This is a genomic window from Paenibacillus sp. FSL F4-0122, assembly GCF_038002845.1.
Classification (GTDB): Bacteria; Bacillota; Bacilli; order Paenibacillales; family Paenibacillaceae; genus Paenibacillus_AQ; species Paenibacillus_AQ odorifer.
In genome coordinates this window covers 5,719,185-5,738,530 of the sequence record NZ_JBBODI010000001.1, presented here as the reverse complement: position 1 = coordinate 5,738,530, position 19,346 = coordinate 5,719,185, and the positions used below count along the sequence as shown (strand labels likewise).

At 44.2% G+C, this 19,346-nt stretch carries 18 protein-coding genes; all 18 read left to right on the top strand.

What is annotated here, in order from left to right; all coding sequences use genetic code 11:
- Positions 1–191: 191 nt before the first annotated feature.
- The 18 genes from MHH49_RS25140 (at position 192) to MHH49_RS25055 (ending at position 19,191) form a co-directional block, all read left to right on the top strand.
- Complete coding sequence (locus MHH49_RS25140) at positions 192–776, top strand: TetR/AcrR family transcriptional regulator (RefSeq protein ID WP_256715942.1); 585 nt, start codon at positions 192–194, stop codon at positions 774–776.
- A 157-nt stretch (positions 777–933) separates the two neighbouring features.
- Positions 934–1,803, top strand: coding sequence for an NAD(P)-dependent oxidoreductase (locus MHH49_RS25135; RefSeq protein WP_076099115.1), 870 nt, complete (start codon positions 934–936; stop codon positions 1,801–1,803).
- 64 nt (positions 1,804–1,867) lie between these two features.
- On the top strand, positions 1,868–2,920 hold the full coding sequence (locus tag MHH49_RS25130; RefSeq protein ID WP_036677037.1) for an LLM class flavin-dependent oxidoreductase: 1,053 nt from the start codon (positions 1,868–1,870) through the stop codon (positions 2,918–2,920).
- Between the two features lie 60 nt (positions 2,921–2,980).
- Complete coding sequence (locus MHH49_RS25125; protein ID WP_036677034.1) at positions 2,981–3,922, top strand: alpha/beta hydrolase; 942 nt, start codon at positions 2,981–2,983, stop codon at positions 3,920–3,922.
- Positions 3,923–4,226: 304 nt separating this feature from the next.
- Positions 4,227–5,153: an ADP-ribosylglycohydrolase family protein gene (locus MHH49_RS25120; RefSeq protein ID WP_036677031.1), complete on the top strand. Its 927-nt coding sequence runs from the start codon at positions 4,227–4,229 to the stop codon at positions 5,151–5,153.
- Between the two features lie 44 nt (positions 5,154–5,197).
- On the top strand, positions 5,198–6,850 hold the full coding sequence (locus MHH49_RS25115; RefSeq protein ID WP_341138582.1) for a DUF6138 family protein: 1,653 nt from the start codon (positions 5,198–5,200) through the stop codon (positions 6,848–6,850).
- A 62-nt stretch (positions 6,851–6,912) separates the two neighbouring features.
- Positions 6,913–7,221: a hypothetical protein gene (locus MHH49_RS25110; RefSeq protein WP_340891055.1), complete on the top strand. Its 309-nt coding sequence runs from the start codon at positions 6,913–6,915 to the stop codon at positions 7,219–7,221.
- Between the two features lie 33 nt (positions 7,222–7,254).
- A complete protein-coding gene (locus MHH49_RS25105) occupies positions 7,255–7,707 on the top strand; it encodes an NUDIX hydrolase (protein ID WP_036677025.1) in 453 nt (150 codons plus the stop codon).
- A gap of 385 nt (positions 7,708–8,092) precedes the next feature.
- The gene (gene pnuC, locus MHH49_RS25100; protein ID WP_076213808.1) at positions 8,093–8,773 is read left to right on the top strand and encodes a nicotinamide riboside transporter PnuC; all 681 of its coding nucleotides are present in this window, start codon (positions 8,093–8,095) and stop codon (positions 8,771–8,773) included.
- Positions 8,770–9,780: an AAA family ATPase gene (locus MHH49_RS25095; RefSeq protein WP_076273224.1), complete on the top strand. Its 1,011-nt coding sequence runs from the start codon at positions 8,770–8,772 to the stop codon at positions 9,778–9,780. The genes pnuC and MHH49_RS25095 overlap by 4 nt, the downstream gene beginning before the upstream one ends.
- 26 nt (positions 9,781–9,806) lie before the next feature.
- A complete protein-coding gene (locus MHH49_RS25090; protein ID WP_076106699.1) occupies positions 9,807–10,694 on the top strand; it encodes an NUDIX domain-containing protein in 888 nt (295 codons plus the stop codon).
- A 2-nt stretch (positions 10,695–10,696) separates the two neighbouring features.
- Positions 10,697–11,248, top strand: coding sequence for an NADAR family protein (locus MHH49_RS25085; protein ID WP_076099111.1), 552 nt, complete (start codon positions 10,697–10,699; stop codon positions 11,246–11,248).
- 59 nt (positions 11,249–11,307) lie between these two features.
- Complete coding sequence (locus tag MHH49_RS25080) at positions 11,308–11,583, top strand: hypothetical protein (protein ID WP_036677015.1); 276 nt, start codon at positions 11,308–11,310, stop codon at positions 11,581–11,583.
- 410 nt (positions 11,584–11,993) lie between these two features.
- Positions 11,994–13,952 (top strand): AraC family transcriptional regulator, encoded by a 1,959-nt coding sequence (locus MHH49_RS25075; RefSeq protein ID WP_341138581.1) that lies wholly within the window; start codon positions 11,994–11,996, stop codon positions 13,950–13,952.
- Between the two features lie 74 nt (positions 13,953–14,026).
- Positions 14,027–15,052 (top strand): FecCD family ABC transporter permease, encoded by a 1,026-nt coding sequence (locus MHH49_RS25070; protein WP_052097066.1) that lies wholly within the window; start codon positions 14,027–14,029, stop codon positions 15,050–15,052.
- A complete protein-coding gene (locus MHH49_RS25065) occupies positions 15,049–16,062 on the top strand; it encodes a FecCD family ABC transporter permease (RefSeq protein WP_038571342.1) in 1,014 nt (337 codons plus the stop codon). Before MHH49_RS25070 ends, MHH49_RS25065 begins: the two co-directional genes overlap by 4 nt.
- A gap of 9 nt (positions 16,063–16,071) precedes the next feature.
- Positions 16,072–16,929, top strand: coding sequence for an ABC transporter ATP-binding protein (locus MHH49_RS25060; RefSeq protein WP_038571345.1), 858 nt, complete (start codon positions 16,072–16,074; stop codon positions 16,927–16,929).
- 768 nt (positions 16,930–17,697) lie between these two features.
- Positions 17,698–19,191, top strand: coding sequence for an SMI1/KNR4 family protein (locus tag MHH49_RS25055; protein WP_038571348.1), 1,494 nt, complete (start codon positions 17,698–17,700; stop codon positions 19,189–19,191).
- Positions 19,192–19,346 lie beyond the last annotated feature (155 nt).

The following is a 19,346-nucleotide window of genomic DNA, read 5'->3' as shown; positions in this document are numbered from 1 at the left end:
CTAAGAACGGACACCAATATGAGTGTCCGTTTATTTTATAAATCAAAAGAATAGTCTGGATTAATGACATAGTCTAGGATTTTAATAATAGAAAATAAATGTACAAATATCGCAAAGAATCATGAGCGAAAGTTCTGCTCACTTTTTTCTGGACTGATCAGTTCAGATATGTTATATTTCAATGACGGGAGGTGTTACTTATCGCTAGGACAAAAGAATTTAACAAAGATCAAGCGCTGCATCAAGCCATGCTATTGTTTTGGAAAAAAGGATACGAAGCGGCTAGCATACCAGATTTACTAGAAGTGATGGGCATTAGCAGATCCAGCCTTTACGATACGTTTTCCGACAAGCAAACCTTGTATACAGATGCCCTTGAGCATTATAAAAAGGGGAATTTCAATAAGCAGGCTATTCTTGAACTGGCATCAAGCGTTAGAGATGGAATTCTTCAATTTTTTGAGTATCACATTGCTTCAGCATACGATACCAGCCTGCCGGGCGGATGTTTTGTTACGAATGTAGCTACAACATTGGAGTCGCCAGATGAAAAAATTAATGAGTTGATAAAGACTAGTTTTTTGGAATTAGAGCAAGCTTTTTGTGACCTTTTAGAAAAGGGCCAGCAACGGGGAGAAATTGATAAAACGACTGATATCAAAGTGTTATCTTATTTATTGCTGAATTTACATCAAAGCATAAATATTATGGCCAAAGCAGATCAGCACCCGGAACGTGCAAAAGAGATGATTAGCTTTGTAATTGCAGGAATCTAATTTTTTTTAATTATTTTGGAACGATCGTTCCGTTATCATGTTTCCCATATTATGAAGGTGATAATTGAAGAGTATATGTTAGACTATATTTTTTTTGATTATTTCGGAACGATCATTCCGTTATTGAGAAGCCCATCAAAATAAGGAGAGGTGTCTAATGAAAGTATCGTTTATTGGGCTTGGAAATATGGGGCTACCAATGGCCCAAAATCTATTGAAAGCGGGTTATGAATTAGTCATCTTTAATCGGACCCCTGAAAAAGTTGAACCCTTAATGAAACAGGGAGCACGATATGCCAAAACACCGCTAGAGGCAGTGAAAGAAGGCAATCTTGTAATTACCATGCTTTCTGATGATGCTGCTTTGAAGGAGGTCGTCGAGGGACCGAATGGTGTTCTGAATGGATTATCGGAAAATGGAATTCACATCTCTGCCAGTACAATCAGCGTAGATCTGGCTCGAAAATTATCCGTCTCGCATGCGGAGCGAAAGCAACACTTTGTGTCTGCCACGGTGATGGGGCGCCCAGATGCCGCTAAAGAAGCTAAATTGCGTATTATTTTAGCTGGTCCGGAACAAGCAAGACAACGGGTACTTCCCATTTTAACAGCAATGAGTCAAGAGATAGTAGAGATTGGGGATCACGGCGAAGAAGGGAACGTTGTAAAAATTGGCGTTAACTTTCTAATTGCTTCAATGCTGGAAGCTTTGTCGGAAGTGCAGCTAATGGTAGAAAAGCACGGTATTGATTCGTCCCAATTTATGAATGTTGTAAATGCTCTTTTTCAGTCTCCAATATATCAGAACTATGGAGCGGTCATGAGCGAACAGCGCTTTGAACCGGCCGGTTTTAAAATGAAGCTTGGGTTAAAAGATGTTGCATTGGCTATTGAGGCAGCGAAGTCCGTTCAAACTCCTCTACCTTTAGGTCAGCTTATCCACCATCACTTGTCTGAGGGAATTGCCAATGGTTATGGTGAGTTGGATTGGACGGCTTTAATCCGTTGTCTTGAGCATTCTTCTTAAGAAATTGGGTTGTCACCGATGATGTCGGACAAATTGCAAGAGAAAATATAAGGAGAGATTAACTATGGAAATAGGTGTTACTTCGTTCATAGAAACAAAGCCAGATACTGAGACCGGAGTTGTGATGAGTCACGCACAACGATTACGTGAAGTCGTCGAAGAAATCGTCCTTGCGGATCAGGTAGGACTAGATGTGTTTGGCATAGGTGAACATCATCGTGAAGATTATGCAGCTTCATCACCAGCAGTGGTGTTATCTGCTGCGGCCCCCCTAACAAAGCGGATTCGATTGACGAGTGCTGTGACGGTCCTTTCATCAGCTGATCCTGTCCGTGTGTTTCAGGATTTTGCCACGCTGGACGGCTTATCCAATGGACGTGCCGAGATTATAGCGGGCCGGGGTTCCTTTGTTGAATCCTTTCCGCTTTTTGGTTATGACCTGCATGACTATGAGGATTTATTTAATGAAAACATTGAGCTGCTTCTGAAAATACGGGAATCTGAGAAAGTAACATGGAGTGGAGGACATCGATCAGCGATAAATAATCTGGGTGTATACCCGCGCCCTGTTCAGCACTCTTTACCCGTATGGATTGGTAGCGGCGGTACTCAGGAGTCTGCCGTACGTGCAGGACTTCTGGGTCTGCCATTAGTCCTGGCGATTATCGGTGGAAACCCAACCAATTTTGCGCCGCTTGTACAACTGTATAAAAAGGCGGCAGCTCATGCCGGACATGATGTTTCGCGGCTTCAGGTAGGTTCACATTCCATTGGATTTGTTGCAGAAGATACGGAACAGGCGGCAGAACTCTTTTTTCCGTCTACCCAGTACGGTATGAATAAGCTCGGTAAAGAACGGGGGTGGGCGTACTATGATCGTTCCAGCTATGATGCTGCCCGACGCTTTGATGGTGCGCTGTATGTAGGGGATCCGGAAACAGTCGCCCAAAAAATTATCCATCTGCGTAAGCATGTAGGGATTACACGATTCATGATGTATGTTCCCTTAAGTACGATGCCGCATGAGTTGGTTATGCGGGCTATAGAACTGCTCGGTACAGAGGTTGCGCCGCGAGTACGAGAGGAAATTGCCAAGTGGGAAGCTCAAATGGGATAAGGATTATCTATGAATAAAACGTAAACGAACGAATTCATTATTTTATTTGGAGGGATTATCATGAGTAATGAAACACGTATACTACCAGAATTAAGAGAGGTTTATTCACAATTTCCTGGGTTTGAATTGGAGAAGAATTTAGAGTGGAGCAGGAGCTTAGTGTCAGCTGCATCCGTGAAAGGATCAGAGCATGTAAACACAACCAGTCGCAAAATCCCGAGGGATGGAGGCGAGATGCTGGTGAAAATTTATGAACCTGCCGGGCGAACGAATGACTTGTTACCTGCCATGCTATGGATTCACGGGGGCGGATACGTGTTAGGACATCCGGATATGGACGACGAATTATGCGAACGTTTTGTTCAGACAGCTGAATGTATTGTCGTATCGGTTGATTATAGGCTTGCTCCCGAGCATCCTTATCCGGCGGCGATCGAAGATTGTTATGCTGGATTGGTATGGATGACGGAGGAGGCAGCCTTGCTTGGCATTGATGTGAATCGGGTTGCAATTGCCGGTGCTAGCGGTGGTGGCGGACTGACAGCAGCACTCGCGCTGATGGCGCGTGATAAAGGAGGACCCTCTCTTATTTTCCAAATGCCATTATACCCGATGCTTGACAACCGTAACATCACACCGTCCAGTCATGAGATTACAGAAGCAGGCGCAATCTGGAACCGAACAGACAACATAGCAGCTTGGAACATGTACCTGGGCGAGGAGAGCGTTGGCAGAGGAGAATCTACTTATGCAGTACCGTCGAGAGCGGAGAACTTGGCAGGTTTGCCGCCAGCCTATACTTGTATAGGTCAGCTCGATCTATTCCGAGACGAGACAATGGAGTATGTGGCACGACTTGCACAAGCAGGTGTAGATGTTGAATTCCACCTGTATCCCGGTTGTTTTCACCTTTTCGAAATTTTCGCTCCAGAAACAGAAGTGAGTCAGCGCGCTGTTCAGGGCTATATGGATGCGATGGCCCGGGCACTTCACCCTAACTAATTACTGGGACTAAAGTAAATTGCGAATACGCAGAAAAACTTGATTGGTTATTTAAGTAGAGATACGTAATTATTCGGGAAAGATTCATAAAAAAGATGAGGTTGTTGATTTTTAAAAACAGCCTCATCTTTTGTTATGTATTGATTTCAAAATAGGCTTAGATTACTATCGTATTGTTCATTGGAAGCTTATTTTTTCAATTTTTATTTAGATGATGCAAAACAGTTTAAATATTGATAGGGTAGGCTTATATATTTGTAGGCAACTTGATCCAAATTATATCTAGTGATAAGGAGAATACAACATGTGGGATAAAATTAAGGGTGGGCTTTACGGCTTATTGATTGGAGATGCTCTTGGTGTCCCCTATGAATTCAGATCAGCGGAGCAGCTCCCACCTCTGAAGCATATTGAGTTTACTCCTCCTGTGGGCTTTCAGCCCACCTACCGAGATGTCCCTGCAGGCACCTGGTCGGATGATGGTGCGCAGGCACTATGTCTGCTGGAGAGTCTGATCGATAAAGGTACACTGGAGCTAACTGATTTTGCAGACAAATTGGTCGATTGGTATCACGAAGGTAGATGGGCAGTAGCCCAACAAGTTTTTGATATTGGGATACAAACCAGTCGTACGCTGACTACTTATTACCATGGAATGTCCCCTTACGAGAGTGGCAATACGGTTCCTGATGGGAAAGGGAATGGAGCGCTGATGCGCGTGCTACCACTTGCCTTGTGGCATAAAGGAACAGACGAGCAGCTCGTTCAAAACGCACATACTCAATGCCTTGTAACTCATGGACATATCTGTAATCAGGTATGTTGTGCCTTGTATGTGTTAATTGCACGTGAACTGTTGCAAAAGCAAGACTTCAATCTGTGCTACCGAACTGCTCTTAGCAAGCTTCGAAAGATCTACCAGCAGATGCCTGAGCATGAACGGGAGCTTGAAGAGAACATTCAGCCTGATAAAGTATTCTATGGCGAAGGATCTGGTTATGTCGTGGATTCCTTGTTCAGTGCATGTATGATCCTCCAAACCTGCACTTCCTACGAAAATGCCGTCAAACGAGCAGTTGCCTTAGGCAACGACACGGATACAACGGCCTGTATCACAGGCGGTCTTGCGGGAATCCGATATGGCTATGAGCATATCCCTCAGCGCTGGATCAACCAGCTGCGAGAGACAGATCTGGTTGATCAACTGCTGCTCCGTCTTCAATCTGCATGAGGAGTACTAAGTTCTATTAGCATTAACTATGAGGAGGAGTGGGAATGAACGCAGCAGTACAGAGGTTTTTAAACGATGTGTGGAGCGAGATGATGACCATATATAACAAAGAGACTATAAGAATAAATGAATTCATAGGCAATCGTCCGCTTCAGGCTGGGATAAAGGATTATCTCCAAGTAGCTTGGCGTGAAGGAAAAATACATATTGATGTTGAAGAACCGCTTGATTGGACGGACAGCTCTTATGAAATCGAAGCAGGTCCTTATATCGCCGAGCTCACGGATGAATTAATTAGATCTGAACTTTACCCGGCATTATGCAAGAGAGTGGAGGAGCTTTTTTTATCAGATAAACTAGGTCCTCGTTTTTTTGATTACCGATTCCAGATCGTACTTTCCTTTGAAATGGAGGACGAAGACTTAACGCTTTGCGTGCATCTGGTAAACGAAGAGAAGCTGAACGAACTCCGCCAATCATTACAGAAGTTTATAACATCCAAAATCATGTCTGATCTTCCGGTATTGCCGAGTGTTGATGACCAGTTTTTCTTTTCTCATCACTTGATGAATCCTGATCTTTTGAAGCAGGAAGAGAATGCGGTTGGCCCATTAATAGAGCGTTTGTCCGACAAGCTCAGAAGTAATAGGGGACGCTTAGACGAATGGACTGGCCAGTATACTTCGGCTATGGATGATTGGATTCAGAATGTTTTTCTTCCTCGCCATTTTGTGCGTACAGGCAGCTTTAGAATGGATTGGATACCTAAAGAGAATATGGCGCTTATGGATCCGAATGCAGATCAACTTTCCTTTTTTGTATATACCGCTCTGCAAATTGGAAAAACGAAACCGGACATCCGGGAACAATATTTGAAACTTGCTGTCCAGCTTGGTTCAAAACGCGCAGCGGAGTATATTCAGGGGGGAAGCGGGAAATTCACTCCAGTATATAAAGGAACCCGTGTTGAAGTTGATAATAATGATGTAACCCAGAGCATTGAAGTCCGGATTTTGACCGAGGAGGAAACAGCTTATGGAGAAGCATTAGATCACATTACCGAATTGCTGCAGCAAGGATTCCCGAAGGAATATTACCTGAAGCTTAAAAGCAAACAAAAGAACTATCTTCCTCTAAAAAAAATGGCTAAATCAGGTCTTCATCAGTTTTTTGCTGGTGCACTCGCATATCCGGCTCTATATCCTAAGCTAGCTGCGTATGCGAATATCGCTATGGAGCCCTTTGCGTGGTACAAGGACACAAATCCGGGTGAAAAGTCGGTCATGCCTGGTACCTATGCTGTACTCGGATTAGGATTGTATAGCAAGGAATATTTTTCACTCGTCTCTCGTTATATGGAGATGGTAGATACGGAGCACCAAATGATACAAGATGGTTATGCGGAGGCCTTTATTGATGCGCACGGTGTAGAGGCTGAGCTTATACCAGTCCTAGTAGACATTCTGCTAGCAGGAAATGAGGAAGCAAGATCTGTCAAAAACTTCGTGATCGATCGGGCCGAGCTAGCAGAAGTGCTGCTTCAAGAGGTGTCGCCTAAAGAAATATATGAACGGGAGCAGGTTCTATACCGGATATTTGGAAGTCGAGCAAAGCTGGAAAAAGCCGTGAAGTCAGAGCAGACGGAGCATGAGCTTAGAGTTATTCTATCAGAGCTGCTGACTCTTATAAGTTGCTGATGCTATATAGAGATAAGTGAAGCTAGGATCTGAAATAGATCTTGGCTAAAGGAGGGACACAAATGAGTAACCTAACCTCTCAAAATTGCAATCTAAATATATGGTATTACCTATCAGATGAAGTCTGGGATAAAGTAACTAATATATATGAGAGTATGCCAGGTTGGATAGGATATAAAAATGGAATTCCCTATTGGTTCGGGCAGGAAGATGATGATATTTTTATTTTGGCCTCAGTAGAGCCAAGTGGATTATCATTTTATGCACAGATGAGTAATGGTGATTGGAATTCTTGGATAGAGAGATTTAAATTGGAAGCGACAAAAGTATTAGGATTTGATGTTGGTGAACCCGAAGACGGGTTTATCTGATGTAGTGCACAATTTAATTGTGGAGATGATTTCGTGTTTCAATATAATGTGTGTTTTTTAAAGAGTGACGACCGTATCTTAATGTTGAATCGTGAAAAACCACCAATTATGGGCGTGTGGAACGGTGTTGGCGGTAAAAATGAAGTAGGCGAAAATGCTGATGATGGTGCAAAACGTGAAGTATTAGAAGAAACGGGTATTAAAGTAAGCAAATACTATTCAAAAGGTATCATTACCTGGGATAAAAATGGCGAGGAAAAAGATGGATTGTATCTGTACTTATTCGAAGTAGATAAGAATTTAGGAAATCAGCCCATACAAATAACGAGAGAAGGTATTCTCGATTGGAAACAAATTGATTGGATATTGAACCCAAGTAATTTAGGAATTGCTGAAATGGTAGCTCAATATTTACCTGTTCTCTTAGAAAAAGAGGGTGATTATTTATTTAAGTATAAAGACGGAATAGTAAACCTTATAGAGTGAGAATTATAAAATACATACCTAAAAAAACAGTTCACCTATTGGTACGTTAGTTGAACAAGATTGGAGGAAACCCCTTTTATTAGGGGTTTTCTTTTATTTTCACACAATTAAAGTTAGTTCTGTTGAGAAGCCTTCTGGACTTCCAAACGCATACCTTACTGGCGAGGAGTTCAATTATCCCTAGAGCAAAGGGCTTATGCTTGATCCTATAACGAACCATTACAAATGAATAAGTACCTGTCTGTAGAAATAGGAAGAATTTACTTGCCCTTCGCAGGATTTTCTGTTATTTTTGATAGTAACAATATGTTATTAACAAAATGATACTAAGTAAAACTTATGTTTTTCACTCTATGAATGAGTCGAAAAAGCGGAGGGATGCAAGATGAAAAAGGTGGCGGGTAGCTGGAATCTGTTCGAAATTACGTGGTTGGTACTGTTTACCTCAATCGCTGTCGGGTTTACGGTGATAACAAAGGACTCTTTATTCGGATTTACGGTTTTTATTACTGGGGTGTTATGCGTGGTGCTTGCGGCGAAGGGCAACCTGATGAGCTATGTTTTCGGCATGTACAATACAGTCGGTTACGCTTATTTGGCCTATATTAACGGTTTGTTTGGAGAGGTTATGCTCAATCTGCTATTCTTCGTTCCAATGAATGTCATTGGCTTCTACATGTGGAAAAGTAATCGGCAAGAAGATGGTAGGCTGACCATGAGGCAGATGGATCTTAGAAGACTGCTCCTCGTTGGGATGGTCTGTGTAATCGGCTGCTTGCTCCTCGGATTTGGTCTTTCGTTCATTCCGGGACAGAACTCGCCTTACATCGATGCTACTACGACGGTGCTGTCTGTTGGGGCGACCTTCTTAATGGTTAGAAGATTCAAGGAACAATGGCTGGTCTATATCGTGCTAAATCTCTTTACGGTGCTATTGTGGGTGATTCGTATGCTGGAGGGTAGCGGAGAAGGCCTGCTGATGATCGTGATGTGGAGCGCGTATCTGGTCAACGCAGTATACGGGTACTATATTTGGAATAAAGGGGCTAAGGAGGTGGCGGCATGAAAACGCTTGGACTAACACTGGGGAAGTTTGCCCCGCTGCATAAAGGCCATCAGTTCATGATCGAGACGGCACTACAAGAAGTCGATGAATTGATCTTGGTCATTTACGAAACGACGGTCACCCCGATCCCGCTTCATGTCCGGGCAAATTGGATTCGCAGGCTCTATCCGGAAGTCCGGGTAATCGAGGCTTGGGACGGTCCGGACGGGTATTCGGATGACAGGGAGCATGAGATTCGGGAAGAACAGTATATACTCGGTTTGCTGAACGGAGAGCAAGTAACGCATTTTTACTCGAGCGAGTTCTACGGCAAACATATGAGTCTCTCTTTGGGTGCAATAGACCGGCGGGTGGATGAAGCCCGAGAGCGGGTTCCGATCTCAGCGACGATGGTCCGTTCCAATCCATATAAGTACAGGGAGTTCGTAAGTGATATCGTGTACCGGGATTTGATCACGAAAGTGGTGTTCGTTGGAGCGATGTCGACGGGGAAGTCGACGATCACCGAAGCGCTGGCACGGCGATATTGCACGACGTTCGCAAACGAATACGGACGCGATTATTGGACCGAACATCAGGTGGACCGCCGAATCGGTTTGGAAGCGTTCGATGAAATCGCGGTGGGTCATATCGAGCGCGAAGAACAGGCAATACTTGAGGCGAACCGGGTTCTGTTCGTCGATACCAATGCGATCACGACGTATATGTTCGCCCTGGATTACCACGGCCGGGCCCCAGAGCTGTTAACCCGGATCGCTCTTGAGAACGCGCAACGTTATGATCTGTTCTTCCTATGCGCTGACGATATTCCTTACGACGATACTTGGGACCGCAGTGGGGATCAGAAGCGGCATGTGTTTCATAAACAGATTATCGCGGAATTGAAGGAGCGGCGGATCCCCTATATTACGCTGCGGGGGAGCCTGGAGGAACGTATTCGCAAGGTTGATGAAGTGTTGGCAAAGTTCGAGCCCTACGGAAACTATTTCGGAGAGCTGAACGGTTAAATCAAATATAAAGGAGGCGTACCCACTTGGATTTGTTGGATAAGGATGGTCTTATGGAACGCGAATTTTTGGAGCAATACAGAGCAGGGGATTACGAGCGGCCTTCAGTGACAACGGATATGGTTATTTTCACTGTGACGGAAGAGGATGCTGACAGTTATCGCAAACTGCCGGAAAAAGAGCTACGCGTCCTCCTTATTCGCCGGGGGGCTCACCCCTTCTTGGGCAAATGGGCTCTGCCTGGCGGTTTTGTCCGGCCGAATGAGACGACTGAGCAGGCAGCAGTAAGGGAACTATGCGAGGAAACCGGTGTGGAAGACATTTATCTGGAACAGCTGTATACGTTCAGTGATATCGGGCGCGACCCACGAACCTGGGTGATAAGCTGCAGCTATATGGCTCTGATCAACAGCGACAAGTTGGAGCTTAAGGCAGGAGATGATGCAGCAGACGCCGCCTGGTTCAAGGTATCCTATCGGCCGCTGCGGGAGCAAAAAGAGCTGATTGAGGACGGATACATCAAGACGCTGGAGTACGAACTCAAACTAAGCAGTGAAGAAGAAGAACTTTCGGCGGTCGTGGCAAGGACTATGACAGCGAAGACTACATCGACTGGCACGGATTATGAGATCGTATCGAATGACGGATTAGCCTTCGACCATGCGAAGATCATAGCATGCGCGATTGATCGGTTGCGGGGAAAAGTGAATTATACCGATATTGCACTGCACTTGATGCCGATGCTTTTTACCTTGACGGAACTGCAGCAGGTGTATGAGGTAATTATGGATAAAGAGCTGTTGAAGGCGGCCTTCCGGCGTAAAGTTGCAGATCTTGTAGTGGAGACCGATCATTATACCGAAAATGCGGGGCATAGGCCATCCCGCTTATATCGGAGAAATTTGGAGGGTTAACGATGATTTACAATATCGATGAGTTAAGAAAAGTATATAACGAAGGAAAAAAGTTCAAATTCGTATTTTTTTGGGGACATACACCGCCTAAGGACGGGAGCGTCGATAAAAGCTGCTTCAGCCAATGGTGGATGTGCCCGTTCACGGTAGAGGGAACGCAGTACTCCTGCGCCGAGCAGTTTATGATGGCCGAAAAGGCAAGGGTGTTCGGCGATGACGAAATGCTGGAGTCCATCCTTAAAGCTAAGCACCCAAAAGAGATGAAGGCTTTTGGACGTGCGGTCCAAAACTTTGACAAAGATATTTGGGATAAGGAATGTTACGGTATCGTCAAAAGAGCCAGCTTGGCCAAATTTTCGCAGAATCCGAAGCTTAACGATTATCTTAACTCGACGAAGAACCGCATCCTTGTGGAGGCTAGCCCGCGGGACCGTATTTGGGGGATCGGCATGGGCCAGTCCAATCCAGATGCGGAGAATCCCGTGAAATGGCGGGGTAGAAATCTGCTGGGGTTCGCACTGACGGAAGCGCGGGACGAGTTGCTGCGGAGTTAGATTTATACAAGATTAAGAAAATAGACATGATGAAATCAATGAAAGGATGAGGGAAGACCGTGAGATATACCGATTATATCCGCCTGAAAACAGGTAGATACCAATCTGTAGGAAAGTTTGGTGACAATATTTATGCATATGAGGTCCTAACGGGGGTAACCGACTCCCCGGAGTACCATCAAATATCAATGGCGGAATTCGATTCGTTTGAAACTTGGAGCCAAGAGTACATTTCCGATCTTAAAAAAATGTATGAAATCATTAACCGCCCCGTTATCTGCAGCGGCTACTTGGGGAGAGCGGAGCTTAATACTTCACTGCTTCGTGATATTTAGCTGTAAACTATATCTTCTGCTGAGATTGAGAAACGATTCTCCGATCAGAGGACAAGAACATAGTCTCACTGGAATCCGCGCTGGGCGCGGTTTTTTTATTGGAACAAGTTCTTGTCTTTTGTTCAGGGCAAGAACTTGTGATTGCCGATTCGATGTTCTTCTAAATTTCTCGAAGCGGAAGCCCGCTGAAACGTTCATTTTTACGATATCTGTGTTTAAAGGTGGGGTTGATGCAACGATGACCGTTCATGAAAGCATCCTAGATAAGGATTCTATACATTTATTCGGCCCCTGTCCCCAATGTCACTTAATGATGATATACTTACCTCATGAATTATGATATTGATAATCAATATCAATTGATAGGTGATATATAAAATGGAAAAAGTGAGATGAGGGAGCGCAGATAGATGCAAGACGAAGCAGCAGCAAGCCAGGTATTTACACCGGAGATAATCGATACGATGGCCCATATTTGGACACGTTCGATCATTACATTAATAGACGTGCGTTTTCAGAATGTAGCGTCCCAATACCCGTTGGAGCAGTATAAAATGCCTAGTAGCATGTTTATCTATGCATGTGGAGGAGAAGCACAAATTCAACTGAATGAAACCACATTTGGAATGGAACGCTTTGGTTTAGTTCACGGAGGGAAGGGGAGCCTGCTCAGTATTTCACCTATAGGGGAGAATGTGAAGACCTTTATGGTGTTTTATAAAGCAGAATTACCTCTTTTTTTCAAGAGGCACCTGCAGCAATTACTGGAGGAAGTGAACCCATTTGTTCAACAGTTTGGTTATACACCAAGTAATCCTATCTTGCTACTCGATTGGTTTCAACAGATGATGAATGGCTGGAACCGCGGCAAGGCGATGGATCAGCTGCAGGCCAAAAGTTTTCTATATCAATTGATTCATGGGGTCTACAGAGATTTTGAGAGTGGTGAGATTCGGTATCTCCAGCCAGATCCGGCTTGTTCTGCCAAGATATACCTCGATAAACATTACATGCAGCCGATTATGTTTCAAGAAATTGCCGATATGTTTGGGATCAGTGGCGGGCAATTGACGCGGCTGTTCAAAAAGAAGGAAGGCATGAGCTTACAGGAGTACCTCATTCAGAGAAGGATTGAAGCTGCCTGCCATGACTTGAAGCATACAGAAGCAACCATTAAAGAGATCGCAACAGGATCTGGTTTTGCAGATGAGAAAAATCTGTTTCGGATGTTTAAGAAGTATTACAAGATGACACCAAGTGATTATCGGAAAATAAACGCACTATCCATGCAGGTTGATGGTATTGATAATGATTCTCATTTTCTTTACTATGAGAGGGAACTAGCAGGTCTAGTCCAGTCTTATAGAGAAGGGGAATCAACCATGTTTGGAAAAGTAAGAAGTAAAGAAATGATCTTGGCGGCGGCGATGAGCTTGATGCTGTTATTGTCGGCATGTGCGTCGGGAACGCCATCGAATAACGGGGGAATGGTAAATCCAAACCCTGCACAGACACAACCGGAAGTATCAGAGACGACTGCTTCAGAAGCAGTCTCGCAGACGAGAACGATATCCACAGTAAAGGGTGACGTTAAGGTGCCTAACAACCCTCAGCGTGTTGTAGTCGATTACTTAGTGGGTGATGTGGTAGCCCTGGGTGTAACTCCTCTAGGTGTGGCGAGAGCAGCAAGGGACGGGAAAGAGGCTGTTTTTGCTAACCAGATTACAGACTCCATTAAAATAGCTATGGAGCCGGAAGATGTCATGACTCTTGAGCCTGATCTGATCATTTTAGCATGGGGTGATGAAAATTATGAAGATTTATCCAAAATTGCCCCAACAATTTATGTCCCTTATGGTGATATGACTACAGAAGAGCGTATACATTTTATTGGCGATGTTTTGAACAAGCAGGAAGAGGCTAAGGCTGTTTTGAGTGCTTATGCCGGAAAAATCGAAGAAGCGAAGTTAGCCCTTCAGAATGCAGGTCTTTCAGACGTGACGATTACTATGGGGGAATTCAGTGATAAAAGTAACTACATCGCTGGAGCCAAACATGCGGTTGGCGAGCTTGTTTATAATGAACTTAAAATGAAGGCACCATCAAAAGTTCAAACTGATATTATTGACGCAGATAAATATTGGGGAGATATCTCTATGGAGGTATTGGCTGCTTACATAGGGGATTATCTAATCGCTATAGGAGATACGGAAGTTCCTACTAATAATGCGGTCTGGAAATCACTACCTGCTGTGCAACATAATCGGATCATAACGGTGGGTACATCGCTATCTTGGTCCACGGATATAATGACTTCCAGTGCATTGATTGATCATATTATCAAACAATTGCTGGCAATGCCTCAATAAGGGTTTTGACAAGGTATTAAGAAGTACTCCAATTTACAAATATGACTGTCAGTAGGTAAGGAAAGGAAAACGTAATGAAAAACAAGCCTGAACAAAAACGCCGTGGGGCGGTGAACTTCACCATGTACATGGTGGTAGGGCTTGGATTAACGGTTCTCATGTCGGCGGCGTCGATTAGCTTCGGTGCCGCCGACATGAGGTTAGCGACTGCATGGGAGGCTATTTTCCGATTTGATCCAACGCTCACTGAGCATCAAATTATTCAAACCCTACGTCTTCCGCGTACCGTAGCCGATCTGATCGTCGGGTGCAGCCTTGCGGTATGTGGGGCTATTATGCAGGGAACGACGCGCAATCCGCTGGCCGACTCCGGGCTGATGGGGATCAGCTCTGGGGCAGCATTCGCGATTGCTCTTTGCCTGGCCTTTCTGCCGGGTTATTCGTATGGGCAGATGATGCTGTTTGCTTGTCTGGGAGCAGCGCTCGCGACCGGGATCACTTATTTCATCGCGTCACTCGGCAAGCGCGGGATGACGCCTCAGCGGCTGGTACTGGCAGGACTGTCCATCTCCATGCTATTTGGCGCACTCAGTCAGTATTTAGCGATCAATTATAACCTGGGTCGAGCATTGGCATTTTGGACGGCAGGCAGTACAGCGGGGGTCAAGTGGGGGGAATTGCTAATTATCTCACCGCTATTTGTTGGAGGTGTGCTGCTGGCGCTGATGCTATCTCCTTCTGTTACACTGCTCAGTTTGGGGGATGATGTGGCAAGTGGACTCGGTATTCGTAGCGGACTTGTCAAGGGGTTATCGACGATTATCGTGCTCGTGCTGACTGGATTGGCTGTTGTCTTAGTTGGCCCCATCGGTTTTGTTGGTCTGATTACCCCACATATTGTGCGATACATGATCGGTGTCGACTATCGTTACATTATTCCGGCAGCTGCGCTATATGGTGCGTTGCTGACCGTGTCGGCCGATCTGGCTGGACGCTTGATCAATAAGCCGTTCGAAACACCGATTGGCATTATATTTTCTATCATTGGTGTGCCGTACTTTCTCTTCCTGGCTCGCAAGCAAAGGAGGGAAGCTGAATGATCAAGCAGCGTTATACGGTGCAAAGGGGCATAATCGTCAATATAGTGCTTATGGTGCTCATCCTTATGTTTGCTGTCATTAGCATGAATTCTGGCAAAATGAATCTTTCACCGCTAGAAGTGCTGAATGTTCTCCTGGGAAACGGTACAGACAAGCAAAATCTGATCGTGTTCGATTTTCGCCTGCCACGAATCACACTGTCGATCTTGGTAGGTCTGGGAATGGGAGCGTCTGGGGTCGTGATGCAGAGTTTGCTGCGCAATGACATGGCTAGTCCGGGGACGCTGGGGATTAGTTCGGGATCAGGTTTGTTTGTCCTGTTCTTTGTCGTATTCATCGCATCAACAGGAAAGGGCTCCTTTATTGCTCTGCCACTACTGGCCTTTGTTGGCGGATTGTTGGCGGTGGGATTAATCTTCTTATTATCGTATCGCCGTGGGCGAGATATCTCACCAATCGGTTTGATCTTAACCGGGGTCGCACTCGGAAGCGGGTATGAAGCGCTGACCACCTTCCTGACACTCAAGCTGAATGATTCGCAGATGGATTTCATGCTGCACTGGCTGGCAGGAAGCTTATGGGGCGCTGATTGGCGCTATATCTCCGTACTGGGACCATGGGTCTTGATTTTACTCGGCTATATTTTCTACAAGTCTCGCATACTCAACACCCTCCATCTGGGCAATCAGACGGCAGTAGGGCTGGGTCTTGCCGTGAAGCGGCAGTTTTTGGGGTTGTCGATCGCTGCGGTTGCTTTATCCTCTGGCAGTGTGGCCGTAGGTGGAAGCTTCTTTTTCGTTGGCTTGATCGCTCCGCATATGGCAAGAAAACTGGTCGGGCCCGATCACAAATTGCTCGTTCCCGCTGCCAGCCTGACCGGGGGATTAGTCGTGGTACTTGCTGACACGATTACGCGCACGGTTAGCCTGGGGGGAGATGTGCCGACGGGAATTGTCATTACGGTCATCAGTGTTCCGTACTTTCTTTATTTACTATCGAAGGCCAATTAGGAGGACGTCATGGAAAGTATTACAGCGCAACAAATCGATATTGCCTATAATGACACGCTTATCGTACAAGAACTGGACTTGCAGATTCCGCGTGGACAGATTACCTCGATTATTGGTCCCAATGGATGCGGCAAATCAACCGTACTAAAGGCAGTTGGTCGGCTGCTTAAGACGAATAATGGTACGGTTTATCTGAATGGTGCAGATATCCGCACGCTGTCCACCAAGGAAGTGGCCAAGCAGATGGCGATTCTGCCGCAGACGCCGACCGCACCAAGCGGTTTGACGGTCGGTCAATTAGTCGCCTATGGGCGTTTTCCACATCAACGGGGCTTCGGCAAGCTCTCCAAAGAGGATAAGCAAGTAGTAGCCTGGGCCCTATCGGTTACACAGCTTACAGCGTTTGAGCATCGTGAGGTCGATACGCTATCTGGCGGTCAGCGTCAGCGCGTATGGATTGCGATGGCTCTCGCCCAGCAAACCGATCTGATCCTGCTGGATGAACCCACCACCTATCTGGACCTGGCGCATCAGCTTGAAGTGCTGGAACTGCTCTATGAACTGAATCGCAGTCAACAGGTGACGATTGTGATGGTGCTGCATGACCTGAATCTGGCAGCACGCTTCTCCGACTATATGGTGGCGATTCGTGAGGGCCAGGTGGTGGAGCATGGTTCGCCAGAGCGTGTAATGACGGTACGAACGCTGCGTGAGGTGTTTGCCATTGATGCCGAGATTATGCTGGAACCACGAACAGGGCGACCGGTGTATGTGACGTACGAGCTCTTGCGTGATAGTCGTAGAGAACAAGGAGTAGATCAAGGATTCCCAAAAGCTAAGGAACAGAAAGAGGCGATTGCCACTTGAAAATCGCATAGCGTGTCCTCCTAGGAGCACGGAAATACTGGTGCAGTTAGGCATTGGATTTGCCGGGGTCGTGATAGCCACGATTCAACGCGTATAGCCTTTGCTGTAGCTTCCACAAGCAACTCCATAAAAGGGGGCTATGGCTTTGTTGGGGAGGGGAGAGATAATAATAAATTACAACATATCCTAAATAAAATTCAAAGCCGCAGGTACCTAGCTTGCGGGCTTTTTTTATTATTCGGAGCACTAGATTACGTGATTAATTTGAGAAAACCAGTATATATAACTCTAAATGAAGCAAGGAGGACTATTGAAGGTATCAGAGGAATGCGCAACAAGCAGATTGCCCGGAAACTGCAGATGGGGACCGCAACACAGCAGTTGAGAAGATCAGCTGGTTCAGACTCAGGGCGCACAATCACAATAGAATCTAAACGTGGCTGAAAGCTTGGAACAGATGTATCCCGCGGTGAGGACAAATCGGGCTGAACCGTACCATAAATAGGGTGAAAAATTAGTTGTGATTGAAGTTTATATAGAGATAAAATCAACCCCTAAGATGACTCTTAGGTTTTTGTATATGACTTAATACAACAATATTTACAAATTCATGATACGATATTGCTAAATTGGGAAATAGATGCTCCATATGTAAGATAGAATTAATTATTGATAGAACTGTTGAAGATGAATCATAACAAAATGATTGATGATCAACCAAGGATGTTTACTGAAACTATTATGACTCTGTAGAATGGGGGCCACTATATGTCGTTAGCTAATAAAAAAGAAGAGTGTTTACTTATTGAGACATTAAAATCGCATATACCAAATGTAGAGGAATTACTGAATCCAGCACTTGAGGAATCAGAAATAGATCTTTTCGAGAGCATGATGAACTGCAAATTTCCAGAAGATTTCAGAAAGTTATACATGAATTCTAATGGAGAAGGAGAGCAGATTTTTGGTGTTATGGCTGGTCTTGGTTGGATGAACATTGAATCGATAGTAAGCAACTGGAAGTCCCTTTTGGAATCAGCATACGATATTATATCCAGCAAATCAGATGTAATAAAAGATGGGAACTACAGAGAAGGCTGGATTCCTTTTGCTGAAGATGGTGGTGGCTCATTTTTGGCAATAGATTTAGACCCCGGAAATAAAGGCGTTTATGGGCAAATTATTACGATTGATCATAATTCTAATTTTTCCTATGTTATTGCTGAAAGTTTGGGGCATTTCTTTGAATTTATTGATTCGAGCCTCAGAAATAATAGTATTGGTATTCGTGAAGAAGATGATGTAATCATATTATCTCGTGAAAATGGAAGTTTGTTAGATGATATTTTAGCTTTGACTAATTGGAATATCGAAGAGAACAGCCTTATCCCTGTAAGCGGATTTTGGGAAGAGTATTTTAAAGACGATGTTGAGAGTGGTTTTGTATCTTCAAAAACATTGAAAAAAAAGAGAATGGTATTTATTAGAGCTGATCAAGCTCAAAAATACGGAGCAATATCTTTGGATATTTTAACCCATATGGTTAATCTTAAAGAACTTATTATACATGCGGATGAAATTACTAATTTTGATGTACTTCAACGGTTGACTTCTTTAGCAGAACTTGTGATAGGATCAGAAGCTTTTAAAGAGTCTGATTTGAAGTACTTGGTTTCTTTAGATGGGTTAAGGAAGCTAACATTAATAGGACTTCCATTAAAAGATATACATAAACTGAAAGATATAAAGAATTTAAAGAGTTTGAGATTATGTAGAATGAACTCAATTGAAATGGAATTAATAGGAACTATAAAAAATTTGAAGGAACTAAGTTTAGAAGAAATGGAGGTTGGCGACCTGCTTTATATTTCAAACCTTAGTAAGTTAATAAAACTAGAGCTCAAACAAGTGACAATACCACATTTATCATTCTTAAAAGCTTTAAAGAATCTTACGGTTTTTGAGACAGATAGCTGTGCAATAGATGAATCACATATAGAGGTTATAGGAGAATTGAAGAAATTAAAGCAGTTCACTTATCCGGTTGGAGATTTAACAATACTCAAAAATTGTATGAGTCTAAAGCAGATTGGAGTAGATGCATCAAGACTTAAAGGTTTGGAGGAAATTTCAGACTGTAATATAGTCGATATAACTATATTTCATGCAACATCGAAAGAGAATGCGAAGTCCGTAGTCGCGGAGTTTAGTAAATACTTTAAACTTCAGTCATATGGATGGCAGGTAACATGGAAAGATTAATGAAACTTGCCTACGCTGAGCTTTATCATAATAGGGTGGAATTTTTATAAAAGAAAGGAGACCTTTCCGGTAAGCAATCAGAGGGGTCTTTTTTGCGAAACAAGAAATAATATACATGGGTCTGTGAAGTTTACAATTGTAATCTAATTATTGAA

Excerpts from the sequence above, each read along its gene's own strand:
- MHH49_RS25135 (WP_076099115.1), top strand. The coding sequence starts at position 934 with ATGAAAGTATCGTTTATTGGGCTTGGAAATATGGGGCTACCAATGGCC.
- MHH49_RS25130 (WP_036677037.1), top strand. The coding sequence starts at position 1,868 with ATGGAAATAGGTGTTACTTCGTTCATAGAAACAAAGCCAGATACTGAG.
- MHH49_RS25125 (WP_036677034.1), top strand. The coding sequence starts at position 2,981 with ATGAGTAATGAAACACGTATACTACCAGAATTAAGAGAGGTTTATTCA.
- MHH49_RS25120 (WP_036677031.1), top strand. The coding sequence starts at position 4,227 with ATGTGGGATAAAATTAAGGGTGGGCTTTACGGCTTATTGATTGGAGAT.
- MHH49_RS25115 (WP_341138582.1), top strand. The coding sequence starts at position 5,198 with ATGAACGCAGCAGTACAGAGGTTTTTAAACGATGTGTGGAGCGAGATG.
- MHH49_RS25110 (WP_340891055.1), top strand. The coding sequence starts at position 6,913 with ATGAGTAACCTAACCTCTCAAAATTGCAATCTAAATATATGGTATTAC.
- pnuC (WP_076213808.1), top strand. The coding sequence starts at position 8,093 with ATGAAAAAGGTGGCGGGTAGCTGGAATCTGTTCGAAATTACGTGGTTG.
- MHH49_RS25095 (WP_076273224.1), top strand. The coding sequence starts at position 8,770 with ATGAAAACGCTTGGACTAACACTGGGGAAGTTTGCCCCGCTGCATAAA.
- MHH49_RS25085 (WP_076099111.1), top strand. The coding sequence starts at position 10,697 with ATGATTTACAATATCGATGAGTTAAGAAAAGTATATAACGAAGGAAAA.
- MHH49_RS25075 (WP_341138581.1), top strand. The coding sequence starts at position 11,994 with ATGCAAGACGAAGCAGCAGCAAGCCAGGTATTTACACCGGAGATAATC.
- MHH49_RS25070 (WP_052097066.1), top strand. The coding sequence starts at position 14,027 with ATGAAAAACAAGCCTGAACAAAAACGCCGTGGGGCGGTGAACTTCACC.
- MHH49_RS25065 (WP_038571342.1), top strand. The coding sequence starts at position 15,049 with ATGATCAAGCAGCGTTATACGGTGCAAAGGGGCATAATCGTCAATATA.
- MHH49_RS25060 (WP_038571345.1), top strand. The coding sequence starts at position 16,072 with ATGGAAAGTATTACAGCGCAACAAATCGATATTGCCTATAATGACACG.
- MHH49_RS25055 (WP_038571348.1), top strand. The coding sequence starts at position 17,698 with ATGTCGTTAGCTAATAAAAAAGAAGAGTGTTTACTTATTGAGACATTA.